Here is a 15,940-nt window from a genome sequence, read left to right as displayed (position 1 = left end):
CTGCTCCCTGATCTGCGCCAGACGATGACGACCCTTTCAACGCCACGCAACACCACACGCGTGATTTTGGCCGGGCTGATCGGCAACGTCATGGAGTGGTACGACTTCGCGGTGTATGGCTATTTCGCCACAGTGATCGGACGGCTGTTTTTCCCCTCGTCCAATCCGACGGCATCACTCATTGGCGCCTTCGGGGCCTTTGCCGCGGGGTTTCTGGTGCGCCCCTTGGGGGGATTGCTGTTCGGACGCATCGGCGATCGTGTCGGACGGCGCAAAGCACTGCAGCTGTCGGTGATGGCCATGGCGATCCCCACTGTGCTGATGGGACTGCTGCCCACCCACCGTCAGATCGGGATTGCAGCGCCAATCATCGTCGTGTTGCTGCGCCTCATTCAGGGTGTCTCCGTTGGAGGTGAATACACCAGTTCGGTCATTTTCCTGACGGAACGAGCACCGGATCGCAAACGTGGCGTGTTTGCCATCTGGGGGCTGTGGGGATCCGTGGCAGGGATGCTGTTGGGTTCAGGCATCGGTGATCTGCTCGCTCACACCTTGAGCGCGGAGCAATTGGAGCAATGGGGGTGGCGGATTCCTTTTCTGTTTGGAGCCCTCGTCGCCCTAACCGGCGTTCTGCTCCGGCACGGGATCGGCTCCGATGGAGTCGAATCGACGTCAGAAGCACCTGTTCGAGAGACCTTCGGTCGCTATCGGCTCCAGGTTCTGAGAGTGATGGCCTTGAACATCGGCAGCAGCGTTGGCTATTACGCCGCCTTCGTCTACGCCGTCAGCTACCTGGAGGACATTGACCATTTCAGCCAGTCCTCCTCCTTGAGCTTGAACACCAGTGTGATGGTCGTCCTGCTGGTGCTGTTTCCGATCGCTGCCTGGCTGTCCGACCGGATCGGCCGTAAACCGATGCTGATCACCGGTGCATCGCTGCTTTGTTTCGGCGCCCTTCCGTTCTTCGGGCTGTTGCACAGCGGCGATCCTCAGCAGGTGTGGCGCGGAGAACTGGGTTTGACCCTCGCGGTGGCATTGCTGGCAGGAGGCAAAAATCCAGCCAATGTGGAATTGATGCCGGCAGCGGTTCGATGCACAGGGCTTGCTGTTGCTTTCAACGTGGCTGAGGGCTACTTCGGAGGCACAACACCGCTGATCGCCACCTGGTTGATCGCGACAACCGGAAACCCGTTGCTGCCGGGAGCCTGGGTGGCCGCGAGCGGATTGATCACCTTGATCACGATCGCGGGATTCACCAGGGAAACCGCCTTTCGACCGATCAAGGCGTGACCTGCTGGTGAGGTGATGTGGCTACAACACTGACAGTGACGGGACCGCACTGATGTGTCTTGTTGGACTCCTCGGCCTGATCACACCGCGGCTGATCTTGATCCTGATGTGGCTGTTCAGCCCAGCATTTGTGCTGCAGCCATTTGCCGATCTAGCGATCCCCAATCCGATCCTGCCGGTGCTGGGTCTGGTGGTGCTGCCGACCACCACCCTGGGCTATTGCTGGGCCGACGCTTCGTTTGGAGGCATCGCATCCTTCAGCGGTTTGCTAGTGGTGTTAATCGGGTTTCTGATTGATGTGGGGCTGATTGGCAATGGTCGCGGAATGGGTCGACGCTGATCTCAATCGCCCTGACCATCGTCCATGCTGCGACGCACCAGCATCTGAGTGAGCGCCAGAAAGGCCAGAAAACCCGCAGCCACGATGAGAAGCTTCAACGATTCCAGAGATCACGAACGGTCCTGAATCAGCCTATGCAGCCGCAGACGCATGCGATTCATCCGAGCCCGTTGCTGCTCAGCTTGATTAGTTCGTCTGGCGGCCACCCACAAAACGGTCAGCGTGCTGAGCAGCCCGACCATGAACAGAAGCAAACTGACCGATTGAGAAGGTTCCATCGCGAGAGCCTGGCATCAGAAACAAAGGGATCGTGATGGCCGCCTGTCTTCACAGCGTTTGGAGGCAACCACGGTCCTCCTGCAGAATGAACTGAGCAATGGGTTCCCATGGCTCCCGAGCATGTGATCAATGGTCAGACGCTTCACCTGAAAGCGCAGAGTGACGTGCAGGTGGCCCAGCGCGTCGCACAGCACATGCAACGACGGATGAACGAAAACGACTGGCGGCCTTACAGCTCAAAGGAACAAGCGCTTCAGGCCTGGAGCAGGCTTGGAGGAATCCGACTGCAGGTGATGAAGGCTTTAGGGCTGGTTTAAGCGCCAGAAGCAATCGCTCAACCCAAGCTCAAACCAATCTTGTCCAACGAGACATGATCGACACAACTAAGCAAATCCCACCCTGTGAGCAAGATCACAGGGTGAGATGACGCAGATCATCAGCTCTGCTGTTGATCGCTGGGATTGTGTGTGCATCGACAGGGAAGTCCCCGACGACAACATCCCTGAACTCCAAGCGCATGGCAATCAACCTTTCCGACAATCTTGAACGACTGATCGAACAGCCCGGCGATCAGACAACCCGAGGTGGTTGTCAATGCAGTGCTTGTCGATTTGGCACCGAAGACATTGACCTTCAGGCCACGTCGCAAAGCGCGAACGCCAGAGGAGGAGCACCTCTAACAAGCAACATGTTGACGGAAGCAGCCTTCGTCAACCACACCCAGAACGCTGTAGTGAGAAGTGGAGAAGCCCTGGAGTACTACATTCACAATCCCCAAGGAGATTTGTTTTTCGATGACGCCTCTTCAGGTGTATCCGTTGGACACTCTCAAGAAGAGGCTGATTTCATCCGTTCCATCTTCCAAAGACTAGATCCATTGATCGATCTCGACTTCAACGAGGTCCAAGACTTCACCAATAGCGATTTGGATATTTACAGCCTTGACTCTCAAAGCACGTGGAGCGAAAACGTAGTCGGCAGCGTCAATCCGCAAGGCTTTGGCAGTGGCGCATATTGGGATATGTACTGGAAAGACACCGATGGCCTGGCTGCCCTGAGCGACTTTGATGCCAACACGATCGTGCACGAGATCGGCCACATGCTTGGCCTTTCACATCCCAACAATGATCCAAGTAACCCTGCCTGGACAACGGATGACACGGTCATGTCTTACAACATCAGCCCTGATGGATGGGACACCTGGTTCTCCGATGCCGACTTGATCGCATTGCAATCCATCTGGGGCGTCGAGAACGACCCGATCACTGGCAGACGTGAATTCAGCGAACCCCAAGCTGCAGTGAGCATGGATCAAGCCCGCATGACCACCTATCAGGACATCAACATTCAACAACTTGTATCTCAGCCACAGCTGATCAGCGGTGCTGAAAACGAACTTCTTCAAGCATCGAGCTATGACGGCAACGATCCACGCAGAGAAGCATTTGGTTTCTTTGAAAACTGGGAGATTGCTTTTGGGATCCAAACTGAAAGCACTAGCTTTTCATAAGGGAAAAGGCCAAGCATTCACAGGACAACGCAGAGATCCGCATGTGAAACCAAAGGCTTCCTTCAAAGCGTCCGCCCAAGGCGTGACAAGAAGCCCTGAGGGATGCCATGACAAAGGGATCCGGCTGTTCTCAACTTGAAGACCACCCAGTTGCTGGCTGAACGCCCCAAGGAAGACACACTGATCGATGCCTTACGGGGTTGCAGAACCGTGCAGGAGCTGAAAGGCATCGAGCAACGTCTGAGCACCACTGACGCGATCCCACTCTTCGACTGGATTTGTGACCTCTTGGTGCAGCGCAGGATTTCGCGAGGACTCGCCGCCCGACTGTTGAGCCAACTGCACAACGGCTAATCGCATAAAAAAAGGAGGGCGACGCACCCTCCTTGCTTCCCCAATGTCTGAACGCCGACGCACCGGAGTTCATGCCTTCATTGTGTATCGCTGCGATACATAGGGCATGCGTCGAAATACCTGTCCTGTCCCACCCAGCTGAAAGCGATCAATCGGCGAGACCGCCCTCATCGACCGACGAGGAATCATCACGATCGTCCTCGGCTCGAAAGGCTCGCTCGAGCGCACTCACCTGTTGCGCCCGTTCCGGGGTCTCGACAATCACATTGACCTGACGCAGTGCCACAAACTTGCGCCACAACAACACCACCAACCAAGCAGCCGTAAAGACAACAGCCCCGAAATACAGCAAGCGCACGATGCCGGCGAAACCTCTACACACTTCTAATGGACGTGGGTGCTAAGTGGGCGAGACCCTTGCATGTCGCCACCCATCGTTTCGTCAGTCATGACTCCATCTGACTATGCGCCACCAAGCTGGATGGAGCTGAAACCGTTTATCTATAAACAGTGGCTGCAACGCCAGGCGTTGACCGTGACCAAACGCGACCGCAAGCGTGGCGGCAGCTACCGGGTGAAAGACGCCATGGATGCGATTCATGCCGCAGCACACCAATCGGACGGCATTGACCCTTACGACGGTCAACCCATGAATGCATCTCTCCTAGAGACCAAGAACCCAACCCTCAGCACCAGCCAAGAGGCTGATCAGCTGGCATTAGCGAGACGCTGCCCCATGGTGAAACACACCCGCGGAGCTTTGATCTGTGACTTCGAGATCATGAGCCGCCAGACTGCGGATGCCAAAGGCGGGATGAGCACGGAGGAGTACATCGAGCATTGTCGAGCCGTGGTCCGTTATCGAGGCAAAAACGACTTCAAGACTGCGGGAAGCGTGCACTGAAGCGCAACGCACATCGACGCATGAACCTCGCTCTTAGATTGCCCCAGGACGAGGCGACAATTCCCATTCGCCTGCCTCTTTCACTGCTTCGGCGCAGGTTCGATAAAACTCTGCATACTCACTATCCTCCTGGCGGTCTTCCCAACGATCCATAATCACCGTCCAATTCCGACGATCGCTTTCAGCCTCTTGATATTTAATTGGGACAATTGAATCCAAAAACTCCTCCTTTGAAATGTTGTCATCCACGTAATGTGAACAATTTGTGAAAGCCCGAGAAGCATCATACCCATAAGAGTAGCCAGCATCCCAACCCTCCTCATAAGCCACCTTTTGCGAGTGAGCATTCACAGGAAGAATGACGAAGCTGGAGGCAGCAAGCAAACCCAGAAATTTACGCATTGAGTGGAAACAACCCCAAAAGACCTCACCGCTTGATCATAGCCGCATTATTTTGATTGATTCGAATTCTCGGAGAGGCGCAAAGCTGGGAACGCCGCATGTACGCATGAACCAACAGAGGGGCAGAATTCAAAAAACCAGTCTTGGAGGGAATGGAAACCGACAATTCGGGCCGTATCCAGTAACAATGCTCCGCAAGATGAGTAAAACGCAAGATCGAAAGGATTGATTTGTTAGTGGTTCAGAAAACTCAGGCCAGGATTAATTTTAGAATAGACACACAGGACGCCGGCCAACGATAACCTCCACTTCCAGCTCGTCATCAGAAACCTCAGCTTAATCAAGCTACAAATCATCAGCAGAAAAACTAGACCAAGCCTTTTTCACAATGGCGACGACCGCATCAGAATTAGCAGTGGCTCCGAGCATCTGAAGGCTGGCAACCCCTTTCACCTTTTCCAGGAAGGCTTTAAGTTGCTCTTCTAACAAGTAGAGGCTAAGGGTGAAGTGACACTGGTTTTGGTATCGCACACCAGAACTTGCCTCTTTTGATTGTTCTGAATAAATAAAGCTCATGGTATCTGCACAATCAGTATTGTTGTTACACCGGAATGATTTGGGATGCTCCAGCGTCATGGCCTTAGCTGGGCATGATTTTGGGTAGCAAGGGCAACATTGTCTGACCTTTATCCACTCAAGCAGTGGGCGTGTCCTTACGTAGCCTTAAAGCAAAGCAGGGGCAGAGGACTTTAAACCGTGCATGAGATTGCGCCAAAGCGAGGCAAATGAGTGGTGGCCTCGAGAAGCTGGTGTTTGCGCCGAGAGCAAGAGAAAGTTGTATGCAAGCAGAATAAAGCCGGAATCATTTCAGTCGTGAGACAGACTCGGGCGAAAGCTCTAGATTTAGAAGTAGATTTTATATTGGGCGAATGGCGTTGATCAGAAAGAGCCTTCAAGCCTTCGCTTTGGCCGCCTGTCTTGCAACGAGTTCACAAGTACAAGCACAACCCGTACCAGCACAACAATCCATCGGAGATCTCGAAACAGTTGCTGAGATTCATGGTGCGATGCCCACAGGGATTGCGGTCTCAACATCAGGTCGCATCTTTATCAATTATCCACGCTGGGGTGATGACGTTCAGTTCACGGTTGCAGAAATTGTCGATGGCAAACCTCTTGCATTCCCGAATACCATATGGAACCAACAGGGAAGTATATCCACTCAGAGCAGGCGGATCGTATCGGCCCAAAGCGTGGTGATTGATCCAAGCGGAATTCACTTATGGATTGTTGATACTGGAAGTCTGCGACCGCACCCTATTTCTTATGGAGGTCCAAAGCTCATCCAGGTCAGCCTAGAGAATAATAAGGTTCTAAGAACCATCTTAATTGAGCCAGAAGCTCTCACTCCTGAAACCTATCTCAATGACGTTAGGTTTTTATTCAACAGCAATACGGCAAGCTATGCCTTCATTAGCGACTCGTCGCCCGATGGAGGAATTATTGTTGTGAACCTCGTTACGGGAGAAAGTTGGAGGCGCTTGAGCGGAACAAGCTTTACACGCTCAGATCCGAGCTTTGTACCGGTTGTAGAAGCTGAGGTGTTGATGATCCGCGAGCCTGGCGAAAGTGCCAAACGTTTCAATGTTGGTTCTGATGGAATCGCAGTTTCTGCGGATGGTGAAACCGTATTTTTCCGCTCGTTAACCAGCAGGCATCTCTATAGCGTACCAACGGAGGCACTGATCAACAGAACCATCCAAGAGGAAAATCTAAAGAAGATGGTGGTAGATCACGGACAAGTGGCAGGAGCGTCCGATGGTCTTGAGGCCGACTCAAGTGGCGGAATTTTTCTCACAGACTATGAGCACAATGCCATTCACCGCTTTACAGGGTCGATTTCAACTCTAAAAACACTGATGTACTCTCCTCAAGCGATCTGGCCAGATAGCCTGGCACTAGCCGATGATGGATATCTCTATTTCACAGCCAACCAACTCAATCGACAATCACAGTTTCACCAAGGCATTGATAAGCGGATTCAGCCTTATATGGTTTTTCGGATCAAAACGCCTTACAGACCAATTAGGCATGGACAGCAGCCGAATATTCACAAGTAGGGATGAAATGAGTCATGGGTATGAAAGGGTCTAAAACACATCGATTAAGTAAGGCTGAGCTTGTCTCACTAACTCTTCTAAGCCTCGGTGGCCTGATCATCACACTTGCCGCTCCAAGCGTCTTTCTTGGGATGAGGCTGCTGCTTGGGTCATCTTTTTCCCTTCTTGCTTTTTTACTCTACCGCTCCTATTGGGGGCTTGCTGTTGCAATCCCGTCATCATTGGCAACTATTTGGCTGTTTGGTGATGTTCTTACCGCATGCCGTCTATTGGCCGAGATTGGAGTGATCACTTGGCTGAACCGTAAGAAAAGCTGTGATAAAGCCATCAGAAGCGGACGCCTTATTCGCGATGTAGCCATTTTTGCTGTGCTGATTGGCTGCCCGTTTCTCTATTTGACGGAGATCTACCACTTCGGGACTCCACACAACGTTGCATTGACGCTGTCCTACAAGAATTTCATCACAAGTGTTTTTAATATCTTGGTTGCCTATGCAATCTATTCCTGGATTGAACTAAAGCGCAATCGGAGATTTAAGGGTAGTCACCACAGAATTTCTCTAAAAACACTCACCAGTGTTGTGCTGATGCTGACTTGCATTGTGCTCAGCTTAAGTTTAATCGCGAGAGGATTTGTGATTGCATCGGATCGATCCCAAATGCTCATAATTCAGCGGAATGCCAGCCTGGCCTCGCTGATACAACAAATCCATCACTCGGATCCAATCAGTAATTCTAGCGATCTCGAGGAATTAATTGTTGAACCACTCCGTCCTAGTAGTAAGAATACAAAAGAACGAGATCTTGATACAACAAATGAGTACGATATCGATTCAAGAGATGGCAAGTACGTGATCGTCAAGCCGGAAGGCGAATCAACAGTATGGTACAAATTAAGGCTGGGGCAAGACAAACAAACGATTGAATATAAGCCGGACTTTTTTGAAAATATCTTGCCAGAACTTGAGGTTTATAAACCCGGACGAATGATCAGCACGCAACTCAGAGCTCTGACACCCAGTAATGGATCCAAGCTCGACCGCCTGATGGCTGGGTATTGGGCTTATTCCTATCCAAATAATCAATATTCAGAACTCAAAGATATTCAAATTTTCACGCCTCTTAAACCCTATGTTCGTGGATTAGCCGAATCCACGAATATGGCACTTCAACTACTGACTCAAGTCGTCATTATCTCTCTTTTGGTTAGCAATTTTCTAGCCAAAAAACTCACCGATGAATGGGTCGCAATCCTGCCCAGGAAAAACAATGATGCGCAGAAATACGATCTCGAAGAACTTTATAAGCAGTCTCCAATTGCTGAGATCAGTTCATCAGTTGATACAATCAATGAACGTACATCTGAGATCATAAGTGCAAAAAAACAAATTGAATGTCTCAATGCAATGACGCAGCGTCAGCTCAGCACTGCTTCAGAAATACAAAGATTCTTTCTTACCAAAATATTTCCTGATGGATTAAGTTATGAGGTGATAGCTCTGACGCGTCCTGCCTACGACGTGGGTGGCGACTGGTATGACACCTTCAGTGTCGGGAAACATTCATTTTTTGTTGTTGCCGATGTCTGCGATAAAGGTGTTGGATCCGCATTGTTCATGTCAGTGTTCCGGACCCTGATCCGATACAGCACGCGCTTTAGTTTTCGGGACGAGAACGTTGCTGATATCGAGCGAGTAATGGTCGACGTGATCAGCGACGTTAATCAATATATGAGTGCTAATCACGGCGACTCTGCTTATTTCGCCACAGTCTTCTTTGGACATCTCCACGAAGACACCTCGCAATTGTCTTATGTGTCAGCTGGGCATGAAGCAGTTTTGATCAGAAAAGCGGCTGGAGTTTTTGCAGAGCTCGAGGCAACGGGTCCAGCGCTGGGGATTTTTGATGGCGCTATCTACAATGGTTCTACTACGTCTTTTTGTGCAGGAGAAAAATTGCTCGCTTATAGCGATGGTGTTATCGATGCGAGAAATCCCTTAGGCGATAGCTATAGGATTTCTCGATTAAAAAACTACTTTGATCGATTTGGGGGTTACGAAATTGTAGAGATGCAGGATGCACTACTCCATGAGTTGGATGAATTCATGGAAGAATCTGAGCAATTTGACGACATTACAATGATGTTTGTAAAGCGCATTGATATCATCAAATAGGAGCATTCTTGTATCTTTGTGGCTCAATTTATTGTGAGTCAGTTCCGAATATTTTCCCTCCTTCAGTTCCCATATTCTTTACAACTCTACTGATTATTTCATAATTGCTATCGGCTTTTTGTTGAAATTATTTGCGTTCTCAATGTGCAACCAACTAGGTCTCATTGTAGCGTGTAGTGTTCTCTCGTTGGAAAATTATGTGATCTGGGAGAGGATTGATTTCTTCTACGGGACCTGTGACTATGCTAGCAGAGTGTCGTATGGCGAGACGTACTGGAGCGTGCCAACTGAAGGTCCAACCCAGGTCGTTATTCAGACGATGAGAGTAGGAGCCAGAAAGTCACTCTGCTTCTGCAATCTGTGCCGGTGGAGTGTCGGCTGTCATCAACTCATCCGATCTCGATGGTCCTACTTTCCCCCTGGATAGGCCACGTTGGAATCGGTCGAATCGCGTACTGCCTTCGATGGAGAAAAAGCCCAAAGTCAGCTCGACGTGCCATGTGCAGGCAGAAGCCGTGAAAAGCGCATCACGCTTATTCGGCTATTTGTTCTGTCCGATGGGGCAGCGCTGGCCGCCATCAAAATCAAAGACGAACGAGCCCGCACGATCTTCAAGAATCTGATTGCTCGTATCAGCCGGTTGAGGAACGCTGTGTTCCCTAACGAGTCAGACCCATACGCTCAGAAGTTCAGGGGTTTCTAAGGCAGCACACGTTGAACTCTTCTTTTCGCAATCACAAAAAAGCTGAGAGTGAAGGCAGGTATCCGGACGAGTGATCCCTATGACAGAAAGACCTTCCAGGCACAGCGGTTGTGTTGACCATCTCGAACAGTTGGCTCGTGAAGCGCTGGAAGCCACGTACGGCAATCCAAGGACCATTGCTTCGCTGCAAGGCTTGATCTCTCCTCAAATGCCGAGGCCAACGCCGATCCGCGTTCCTGCCTCTAGGTGGAGAGGGCGCAAACTGAGTGACTGATTGCTCGGCTTTGTATTGCAGTAAACCTTTAGTTACTTAACTACAACTTACGGTGTATTTGGGTAACGCAATTACGCAGTTTCACTATTCATTTTTTAGCGTTCAGAAAACTGAATTACTTGTAATGACACGTGTAACGGCACGACAACAAACACGCAGGAATGCTCATCTTGAACATTTAGCCCGTGAGGCAATCGAGGCGACGTATGGCGATCCTGCCAAGGTTGCTGTCCTTCGATGTCTCTCTAATCCTGTTTTGCCGCCCATCACACCTAAGCCACGGTGGAGAGGAAGGAAACTAAGTGACTAATGAGTCAGCCAATCGGATCAGCGGTTAGATCAAGCCTTGTAGGTCGCTCTGAACATCGCTTTCAAAAGCAGTGACAGCAGCTTTAGGCAGAACAATCCGCTTGCACCGAGCACCCGTCACAACTCTACATTTGCTGAGAGGTGGGAGAGATGATGACCCTACGCCCTCATAGCCCCTGCAACCGCAGGGGCTTTTTATTGCTGCTATCACCCCAAAAGCCCATCAATCAGCCTCCAATGCCTGGCACCATCGCCCGCATTAAATATTAATTAGCGCACTGGTGGTGAACATCGCTGCCAGCCTGTCTTCTGCATGTGCTTCCACGCGTCAATCGCGTTATGCCTGAGCATCCGCCTGCGTGTCTGCGGCACGGGTGGATGTGGTGGCACCCAGCTGTAGGTCCGTACTGACACCCACTCCGCATGAGGCAATGGGTTGTCGGGTTTGAACTGCACCACCAGCTGCTTTTGAGCGTTCACCAGCCAGCCCTCTCCGCCGGGTTTCGGCGGATGGCGATCAACGAGGGGGCGCTCCTTGTTGGACATGCCGCAGAGTCTGGCGACGATCGGGGAACACTCACGGCAGTTGCATCCAAACGATGACGCTGGAAACCCTGACCACCATCACGCTGCTCACCGAGCTTTTGTTGGCCTTGCGATCGAACCAGAAATAGGTCGGCACACTGTTCTGGTGCGCAACACCATTGATGTGGGCTGATCACTTATCGATTGCACGTTGCGGCGTCTGCATGGCTGAACACGACCTGGCAGAAGCAGCAGTATTGATGGGCGCAGGGCTGCACTTGCTCCAACGGGATCTGATCCTGGAATCCGTACAGACGGAGTTAGTGCAAGAAAATGTGCAAGGCACGTGACCCAGTTCATTTTTGCACTGGGTTTTGCAGTACTTGGGATGTCCCACTGGTTGAAAACCTAGTGGAGCCAAGGAGACTCGAACTCCTGACCCCCTGCATGCCATGCAGGTGCTCTACCAGCTGAGCTATGGCCCCATGAACGCGGCTGAAGCGCTTGGCTCACCCGTCGTCGTGATGAAGCTTACAACGACGGCGCCCCATGGGACCAGCCATCACATCTGCCGCCACACGGCTGCCAGCTTGCCCTGCACCTGCACCTGATCAGCAGGCAGCTCAATCGGCTCATACGCAGGATTGGCGGCTTCCAAACGAACGGTCACACCATCACAGTGGAAGTGCTTCAACGTGGTGCCGCTGCCTGGCACCAGAGCACTCACGATCGTTCCCTGACGGAGGCGCCTGGCATCCGTGACCGGCTCCATCAACACCACATCCCCATCGGCAATGTGGGCATCCACCATGGAGTCGCCATTCACGGTGAGCGCGAACAGCCCACGGGTTTCAAGCACAGGACCCAGATCTAGACGCTCCTGAACATCATCAAAGGCTTCCACCAGCCCGCCTGCAGCAACAGCGCCAAGCACAGGAATCCCAGACGTGATGCCACCAAGAAGCTGCAGAGTGCGAGCCTGCCCTTCCTGCCAAGTGATCCAGCCCTTCTGCTGAAGGTGACGCAAACGACTTTGAACCGGCGCAGGGGAGCGAAGCCCCATGGCCTGCATCATCTGGCGGATAGAGGGGCTGTGGTGATGACTGCCGATGTAATCAGCAAGCCAGTCGTAGAGCTCTTGCTGAGCAGTGGTGAGGGGCTCGGGAGATCCTGAAGGCACCGGCAATGCATTTGTTCGTCAATACATATGTACCGATGTTTTCTCACGATGGCAAGAGCCCAGCCCGCTCAAGGGATGTCACAAATCCACGCCACCTTGGACGCGGTGTCATCGCGACCGACGTAATCCACCCACTGAGTCTCACCAGCACGACGCTGAAGCCTCTGCTGATTGCAGAGAGCCCGCATGCGCAGCTCGCGCACCTGCCAGTCCTCGTCGCCAGCGCGGCGCAGCAACAAGCCAGCATCGAACTCCACACCCACAGACGTTGGGGTGCGACCACTGAGATATTCACCGGCCATCAGCTCTGGAGTCTCCAGCGCTTCCATGAACTGCCAAGGACGGTCCGTCATCGCTCCAGAGGCTTGGAGCTGCTGACGGGTCTGCATCCAAACAGCAGGTTCCGGTGCTGGCGACCAACCGTCTGCCCCAGCAGGCACAGCGGCAAGAACACTGGCCAAAGCCACCACCGCAGATCGAACCGTTGCGCTCATTGGTCTGTCTCCGCTTGCGATTCACCGGAGCGTTGCTTGATGAGCTCCGCCAGCATTTTCAACTTGGCATTTTCAGATTCGGAGGCTCGGCTGGCCATCCAGGAGCTGGCCACCTTCATCTGACCCAGCTGCTGCAACAGCGACAGGGCCGTCTCCCTCAGCGTCTCGATGTCGTCGCATTCACGGATGAAGCGAGACCATTTCTCCGCTTCAAACGATTGCTCCAGCCCACGTTGGAGTGGATCGATACTCATGATTTGGCCTCCCACTCGAGCATGGGATCAGGGTCTCCATTGCAGATGGCGCGAGCACGCACATAAAAGGCACTTTCAGTGTCGCCAGCAGCTTCGAGAGAGTCGAGCACTCTCTGCCAGTTATCACGTTCCTGCTGGTCCATTCATCCATGGCGAATGGGGAGGACCTTAGAGGCGTTCCAGAAAGGTCAGCGTCTGATCGGCCACCAACCGCCATTGCGCATCGGCCGTAATCACATGGCCGCTGTTCTCAAGCCAGTGCAGCTCAACCTGCTGGGAGCCCACACGATGCCTGAGCGATTCCACGCCACGGGCCGTGATCACGCGATCCTTGCGACTGGCCACCACCAGCAGCGGTTGCTGCAGTTCCGCCAGCTGACGTCGCGTCGCCCGGATCAACTCCAGCACACGCACGCTGCAACGACTGGGCCAACGTCCATAGGTCCAGATGCGATCTGCGGTGGCTGGATCCACAAAATCCTCGGCCGGTCGTGCCACCGAAGGCAGCACCCTGGCCAACAGTGGAGCGATCAAGGCCCTTGGATCGCCGCTGATGATCGGAGGCGAGTAGGCCATCACGGCCTCCACTTCGCGATGGCGAAGACCTGCCTGCAACGCCAGGATGGATCCCAACGAGAGGCCTGCCACCACCACCCTCTGGCCCTGTTTGCGCAGCCGAACCACCAGCGCATCGATCTGCTCCAACCACTGGCGAGGTTCGATCTCCATCAGGTCGTCCAGCTGGGTGCCATGACCAGCCAACAAAGGAGCTTCCACACCAAACCCCTGCGAATGCAGCGCGTGTGCGAGCAAACGCATTTCAGCCGGCGACCCTGTGAACCCGTGCACCAGGACCACAGTCAGCGGGCCTCCTGGTAAAGCAAAAGGAACCGGTGAAGCGTTTGTTGTCACATCTTTGGGGTGCGTCCTGAGTTGGGCAGCGGCAGGCGCGTCCCGACCGCTCAGGGCTCAGCTGTTCATGTCATAGCTGGGCTCGCCGATTTGGAGAGACCGTGCGCGCCAATGCGCAGAGACGCTGATTCAGTTGTCGTTGAACTGAATCGCCCGATCGACGATGTCGTCCCCCAACGCCGCGCGGGCTGTATCGGGACACACGGCATTGAATTCCCGGATGATCGCGGCGCCGAGCGCCTCGTTATCGCTGTAAGCCAGCATCGCGTCGAGAATCTTGAAGGGCTCCTCGGAGCCATCCATCGCCGCCTGCGTCGCCTGTTCCACACCATCGCTCAGGTTGGCGTTGTGAAAGCTGGGCGTGGCACACCAAACAGTGGCGATCGGCGACAACGCATCAGCCTGAACCGCTCCTGAGAACGTGGACAGAGTCAGCACAGACGCAGCCATCAGTGCCCTTTGGTTCATGGATACCTCACACTCAACAATCTTCGAAGAAGCTAGCTGTTATGACTTGGTTGATCTGCACTCATCCATGAGGAATCAAGGGATTGACTCGAGCAAGGAATTGATCAATATTGGCAGTCAAAGAAAGGATTCAATGAAGCGTATTTTCCTGTTGTGTTCATTGATTGCCTTGGGATCAAGTCCAGCGCTTGCACGCCCTTGGGTCTATCTCACCTCTTTTTCCTACGGCGGCACAGGTGAACAATGCCTAGGAGCTGCTCGCAGCGCGCTTGCGAATGCTGGATTCACACGTGAGGAATACACGAGTCGCTTTGACAACCAGAAAGGTGGACTTGTTGAAGCCCTACTCACCAATGCACCTGTGCGTGCCAAAATTGAATGTGATCCAAAACTTGGCATCACCAGCCTTGCCGTCAGCGGCCTAAACAACGATCTCACCTACGAAAAGTATATGGAGCTTTTCAAGGCCGAATGGTGATCGCCAGCATTCACCGAAGTTTCACTTCGACGAAATAGACAACCACCCACCACTGAACCCTCCTCACACAATGCAGTGTTGAGTGTGCATGCCACTGACGCCGGTGTGATCTCAGGTCGCGTTATCGATGCGCATGAATGCTCAAGGCAACGCTTTGGTAGTAGCTGCCACATCGCCGATGCCATGACCCAAGCCAGACCAAAGCTCTTGGTCGTTGATACCGATGGACTCGTTGACCGCCTTTGCTGCAATCGGCTTCGCTGCCGTGTCCTGGGATGGACACTTCACCAAAGCGGGGACGCGCGCATTCAGACACGCACTGGACTATCGCGAGCCGTTCTGCCAGATGCCGGATGCCGAGATGATCGGACTGCTTGATGAATTGCTGGAACTGCGTCGCGAGATGGGCTCTCACAACATGATGCTGCGCGCAGCGCAATGCCTGACCCCTGCGCAACGGATGACGGCCTACGCCATGGCCTCCGAAATCATGCGCTCCGACGGGCCGTTCCAACGCCAGGAACGCGCCTTTCTGGATCACCTGGCTTTGATGCTGGAAATCTCAGGCTTTGAAGCACAGCGCATTGATGCGGTGTTTGAGATCTTTCATGCCCGGCTCACCTTGAGCAGTCGCCTGACCATGCCCGCCATAGAAGACACCATGGGCCAGGAGGTTGCGACGCAACCGGATCCGACGGTGGTGCACTGATAGCCCGGCCAACGCCAACATCCGGTTGTCAATCCGCTGCAACCGACGTGGCATTCAGCGCCATTGCGGCAAAAGTGCAATTGAGACCGTCGGTGTTTGCACAGGCCATGTATCCCGATGATGAGATTGTTCCGGTTGTGTTGGTCGCGGTGAGCGTGGTGGCGGTGTTGATGATCCTGGCCTTCAACGACCCTGGCACCTTCGAATGCGTGGGCGCTTGCGGGTGAACAGGTCGCTGCACTGGCCGCGCAGACGCAAACG

Annotated in this window: 21 protein-coding genes and 1 tRNA gene; 11 read left to right on the top strand and 11 right to left on the bottom strand. The window is 53.2% G+C overall.

The window, feature by feature from the left end; translation table 11 throughout:
• The first annotated feature begins 24 nt into the window (after positions 1-24).
• The 5 genes from SynNOUM97013_RS03980 to SynNOUM97013_RS03960 all read left to right on the top strand — a co-directional run bounded on the left by SynNOUM97013_RS03980 (position 25) and on the right by SynNOUM97013_RS03960 (position 3,773).
• Positions 25-1,290 carry an MFS transporter gene (locus tag SynNOUM97013_RS03980; RefSeq protein ID WP_186480868.1) on the top strand — a complete coding sequence of 422 codons (1,266 nt, stop codon included), beginning with the start codon at positions 25-27 and terminating at the stop codon, positions 1,288-1,290.
• A gap of 52 nt (positions 1,291-1,342) precedes the next feature.
• Complete coding sequence (locus SynNOUM97013_RS03975; RefSeq protein WP_186480867.1) at positions 1,343-1,630, top strand: hypothetical protein; 288 nt, start codon at positions 1,343-1,345, stop codon at positions 1,628-1,630.
• A 386-nt stretch (positions 1,631-2,016) separates the two neighbouring features.
• Complete coding sequence (locus tag SynNOUM97013_RS03970) at positions 2,017-2,226, top strand: hypothetical protein (RefSeq protein ID WP_186480866.1); 210 nt, start codon at positions 2,017-2,019, stop codon at positions 2,224-2,226.
• Between the two features lie 200 nt (positions 2,227-2,426).
• The gene (locus tag SynNOUM97013_RS03965; RefSeq protein ID WP_186480865.1) at positions 2,427-3,419 is read left to right on the top strand and encodes a reprolysin-like metallopeptidase; all 993 of its coding nucleotides are present in this window, start codon (positions 2,427-2,429) and stop codon (positions 3,417-3,419) included.
• Between the two features lie 135 nt (positions 3,420-3,554).
• The gene (locus tag SynNOUM97013_RS03960) at positions 3,555-3,773 is read left to right on the top strand and encodes a hypothetical protein (protein ID WP_186480864.1); all 219 of its coding nucleotides are present in this window, start codon (positions 3,555-3,557) and stop codon (positions 3,771-3,773) included.
• 148 nt (positions 3,774-3,921) lie between these two features.
• Here SynNOUM97013_RS03960 and SynNOUM97013_RS03955 read toward each other — a convergent pair whose 3' ends face one another.
• A complete protein-coding gene (locus SynNOUM97013_RS03955; RefSeq protein ID WP_255442959.1) occupies positions 3,922-4,155 on the bottom strand; it encodes a hypothetical protein in 234 nt (77 codons plus the stop codon).
• Positions 4,156-4,221: 66 nt separating this feature from the next.
• Here SynNOUM97013_RS03955 and SynNOUM97013_RS03950 point away from each other — a divergent pair, with 66 nt between their 5' ends.
• Entirely contained in the window at positions 4,222-4,677 is a 456-nt protein-coding gene (locus tag SynNOUM97013_RS03950) for a hypothetical protein (protein WP_186480863.1), read from the top strand.
• Positions 4,678-4,710: 33 nt separating this feature from the next.
• Here SynNOUM97013_RS03950 and SynNOUM97013_RS03945 read toward each other — a convergent pair whose 3' ends face one another.
• Both SynNOUM97013_RS03945 and SynNOUM97013_RS13825 read right to left on the bottom strand, forming a co-directional pair.
• Positions 4,711-5,079, bottom strand: a complete 369-nt coding sequence (locus SynNOUM97013_RS03945; RefSeq protein ID WP_186480862.1) for a hypothetical protein — start codon at positions 5,077-5,079, stop codon at positions 4,711-4,713.
• A gap of 345 nt (positions 5,080-5,424) precedes the next feature.
• Complete coding sequence (locus tag SynNOUM97013_RS13825) at positions 5,425-5,715, bottom strand: hypothetical protein (protein ID WP_186480861.1); 291 nt, start codon at positions 5,713-5,715, stop codon at positions 5,425-5,427.
• A 293-nt stretch (positions 5,716-6,008) separates the two neighbouring features.
• Between SynNOUM97013_RS13825 and SynNOUM97013_RS03935 the strand changes: the two genes are divergently transcribed.
• Positions 6,009-7,199: an L-dopachrome tautomerase-related protein gene (locus tag SynNOUM97013_RS03935; RefSeq protein WP_186480860.1), complete on the top strand. Its 1,191-nt coding sequence runs from the start codon at positions 6,009-6,011 to the stop codon at positions 7,197-7,199.
• 14 nt (positions 7,200-7,213) lie between these two features.
• A complete protein-coding gene (locus tag SynNOUM97013_RS03930) occupies positions 7,214-9,373 on the top strand; it encodes a PP2C family protein-serine/threonine phosphatase (RefSeq protein WP_186480859.1) in 2,160 nt (719 codons plus the stop codon).
• Positions 9,374-10,929: 1,556 nt separating this feature from the next.
• On the opposite strand, the gene SynNOUM97013_RS03925 is transcribed toward SynNOUM97013_RS03930, so the two are convergent.
• The 8 genes from SynNOUM97013_RS03925 to SynNOUM97013_RS03890 form a co-directional block, all read right to left on the bottom strand.
• The gene (locus SynNOUM97013_RS03925; protein WP_186480858.1) at positions 10,930-11,205 is read right to left on the bottom strand and encodes a DUF1651 domain-containing protein; all 276 of its coding nucleotides are present in this window, start codon (positions 11,203-11,205) and stop codon (positions 10,930-10,932) included.
• Positions 11,206-11,596: 391 nt separating this feature from the next.
• A tRNA-Ala gene (locus SynNOUM97013_RS03920) sits at positions 11,597-11,669 on the bottom strand.
• Positions 11,670-11,746: 77 nt separating this feature from the next.
• Positions 11,747-12,370: a transcriptional repressor LexA gene (gene lexA / locus SynNOUM97013_RS03915; protein WP_186480857.1), complete on the bottom strand. Its 624-nt coding sequence runs from the start codon at positions 12,368-12,370 to the stop codon at positions 11,747-11,749.
• A 62-nt stretch (positions 12,371-12,432) separates the two neighbouring features.
• A complete protein-coding gene (locus SynNOUM97013_RS03910) occupies positions 12,433-12,858 on the bottom strand; it encodes a hypothetical protein (protein ID WP_255442957.1) in 426 nt (141 codons plus the stop codon).
• Complete coding sequence (locus SynNOUM97013_RS03905) at positions 12,855-13,112, bottom strand: hypothetical protein (RefSeq protein WP_186480856.1); 258 nt, start codon at positions 13,110-13,112, stop codon at positions 12,855-12,857. The genes SynNOUM97013_RS03910 and SynNOUM97013_RS03905 overlap by 4 nt, the downstream gene beginning before the upstream one ends.
• Entirely contained in the window at positions 13,109-13,255 is a 147-nt protein-coding gene (locus SynNOUM97013_RS03900) for a hypothetical protein (RefSeq protein WP_186480855.1), read from the bottom strand. The genes SynNOUM97013_RS03905 and SynNOUM97013_RS03900 overlap by 4 nt, the downstream gene beginning before the upstream one ends.
• 25 nt (positions 13,256-13,280) lie before the next feature.
• Positions 13,281-13,961 carry a carboxylesterase gene (locus tag SynNOUM97013_RS03895; protein ID WP_255442956.1) on the bottom strand — a complete coding sequence of 227 codons (681 nt, stop codon included), beginning with the start codon at positions 13,959-13,961 and terminating at the stop codon, positions 13,281-13,283.
• 192 nt (positions 13,962-14,153) lie between these two features.
• On the bottom strand, positions 14,154-14,474 hold the full coding sequence (locus SynNOUM97013_RS03890) for a hypothetical protein (RefSeq protein WP_186480854.1): 321 nt from the start codon (positions 14,472-14,474) through the stop codon (positions 14,154-14,156).
• Between the two features lie 16 nt (positions 14,475-14,490).
• Here SynNOUM97013_RS03890 and SynNOUM97013_RS03885 point away from each other — a divergent pair, with 16 nt between their 5' ends.
• The 3 genes from SynNOUM97013_RS03885 (at position 14,491) to SynNOUM97013_RS03875 (ending at position 15,906) form a co-directional block, all read left to right on the top strand.
• Positions 14,491-14,970 (top strand): hypothetical protein, encoded by a 480-nt coding sequence (locus SynNOUM97013_RS03885; RefSeq protein WP_186480853.1) that lies wholly within the window; start codon positions 14,491-14,493, stop codon positions 14,968-14,970.
• Between the two features lie 223 nt (positions 14,971-15,193).
• Positions 15,194-15,679 (top strand): tellurite resistance TerB family protein, encoded by a 486-nt coding sequence (locus SynNOUM97013_RS03880; protein WP_186480852.1) that lies wholly within the window; start codon positions 15,194-15,196, stop codon positions 15,677-15,679.
• A 47-nt stretch (positions 15,680-15,726) separates the two neighbouring features.
• Positions 15,727-15,906: a hypothetical protein gene (locus SynNOUM97013_RS03875; RefSeq protein ID WP_186481676.1), complete on the top strand. Its 180-nt coding sequence runs from the start codon at positions 15,727-15,729 to the stop codon at positions 15,904-15,906.
• Positions 15,907-15,940 lie beyond the last annotated feature (34 nt).

The sequence above is a fragment of the Synechococcus sp. NOUM97013 genome, assembly GCF_014279815.1.
Taxonomy (GTDB): domain Bacteria; phylum Cyanobacteriota; class Cyanobacteriia; order PCC-6307; family Cyanobiaceae; genus Synechococcus_C.
Note: the sequence above shows the minus strand (reverse complement) of the source record. Positions and strands in the feature narration are given on the sequence as shown.

Excerpts from the sequence above, each read along its gene's own strand:
- SynNOUM97013_RS03880 (WP_186480852.1), top strand. The coding sequence starts at position 15,194 with ATGGACTCGTTGACCGCCTTTGCTGCAATCGGCTTCGCTGCCGTGTCC.
- SynNOUM97013_RS03965 (WP_186480865.1), top strand. The coding sequence starts at position 2,427 with ATGGCAATCAACCTTTCCGACAATCTTGAACGACTGATCGAACAGCCC.
- SynNOUM97013_RS03925 (WP_186480858.1), bottom strand. The coding sequence starts at position 11,205 with ATGTCCAACAAGGAGCGCCCCCTCGTTGATCGCCATCCGCCGAAACCC.
- SynNOUM97013_RS03885 (WP_186480853.1), top strand. The coding sequence starts at position 14,491 with ATGGATACCTCACACTCAACAATCTTCGAAGAAGCTAGCTGTTATGAC.
- SynNOUM97013_RS03945 (WP_186480862.1), bottom strand. The coding sequence starts at position 5,079 with ATGCGTAAATTTCTGGGTTTGCTTGCTGCCTCCAGCTTCGTCATTCTT.
- SynNOUM97013_RS03950 (WP_186480863.1), top strand. The coding sequence starts at position 4,222 with ATGACTCCATCTGACTATGCGCCACCAAGCTGGATGGAGCTGAAACCG.
- SynNOUM97013_RS03890 (WP_186480854.1), bottom strand. The coding sequence starts at position 14,474 with ATGGCTGCGTCTGTGCTGACTCTGTCCACGTTCTCAGGAGCGGTTCAG.
- SynNOUM97013_RS03975 (WP_186480867.1), top strand. The coding sequence starts at position 1,343 with ATGTGTCTTGTTGGACTCCTCGGCCTGATCACACCGCGGCTGATCTTG.
- SynNOUM97013_RS03910 (WP_255442957.1), bottom strand. The coding sequence starts at position 12,858 with ATGAGCGCAACGGTTCGATCTGCGGTGGTGGCTTTGGCCAGTGTTCTT.
- SynNOUM97013_RS03970 (WP_186480866.1), top strand. The coding sequence starts at position 2,017 with ATGGCTCCCGAGCATGTGATCAATGGTCAGACGCTTCACCTGAAAGCG.
- SynNOUM97013_RS03980 (WP_186480868.1), top strand. The coding sequence starts at position 25 with ATGACGACCCTTTCAACGCCACGCAACACCACACGCGTGATTTTGGCC.
- SynNOUM97013_RS03930 (WP_186480859.1), top strand. The coding sequence starts at position 7,214 with ATGGGTATGAAAGGGTCTAAAACACATCGATTAAGTAAGGCTGAGCTT.
- SynNOUM97013_RS13825 (WP_186480861.1), bottom strand. The coding sequence starts at position 5,715 with ATGACGCTGGAGCATCCCAAATCATTCCGGTGTAACAACAATACTGAT.
- SynNOUM97013_RS03905 (WP_186480856.1), bottom strand. The coding sequence starts at position 13,112 with ATGAGTATCGATCCACTCCAACGTGGGCTGGAGCAATCGTTTGAAGCG.
- SynNOUM97013_RS03900 (WP_186480855.1), bottom strand. The coding sequence starts at position 13,255 with ATGGACCAGCAGGAACGTGATAACTGGCAGAGAGTGCTCGACTCTCTC.
- SynNOUM97013_RS03935 (WP_186480860.1), top strand. The coding sequence starts at position 6,009 with ATGGCGTTGATCAGAAAGAGCCTTCAAGCCTTCGCTTTGGCCGCCTGT.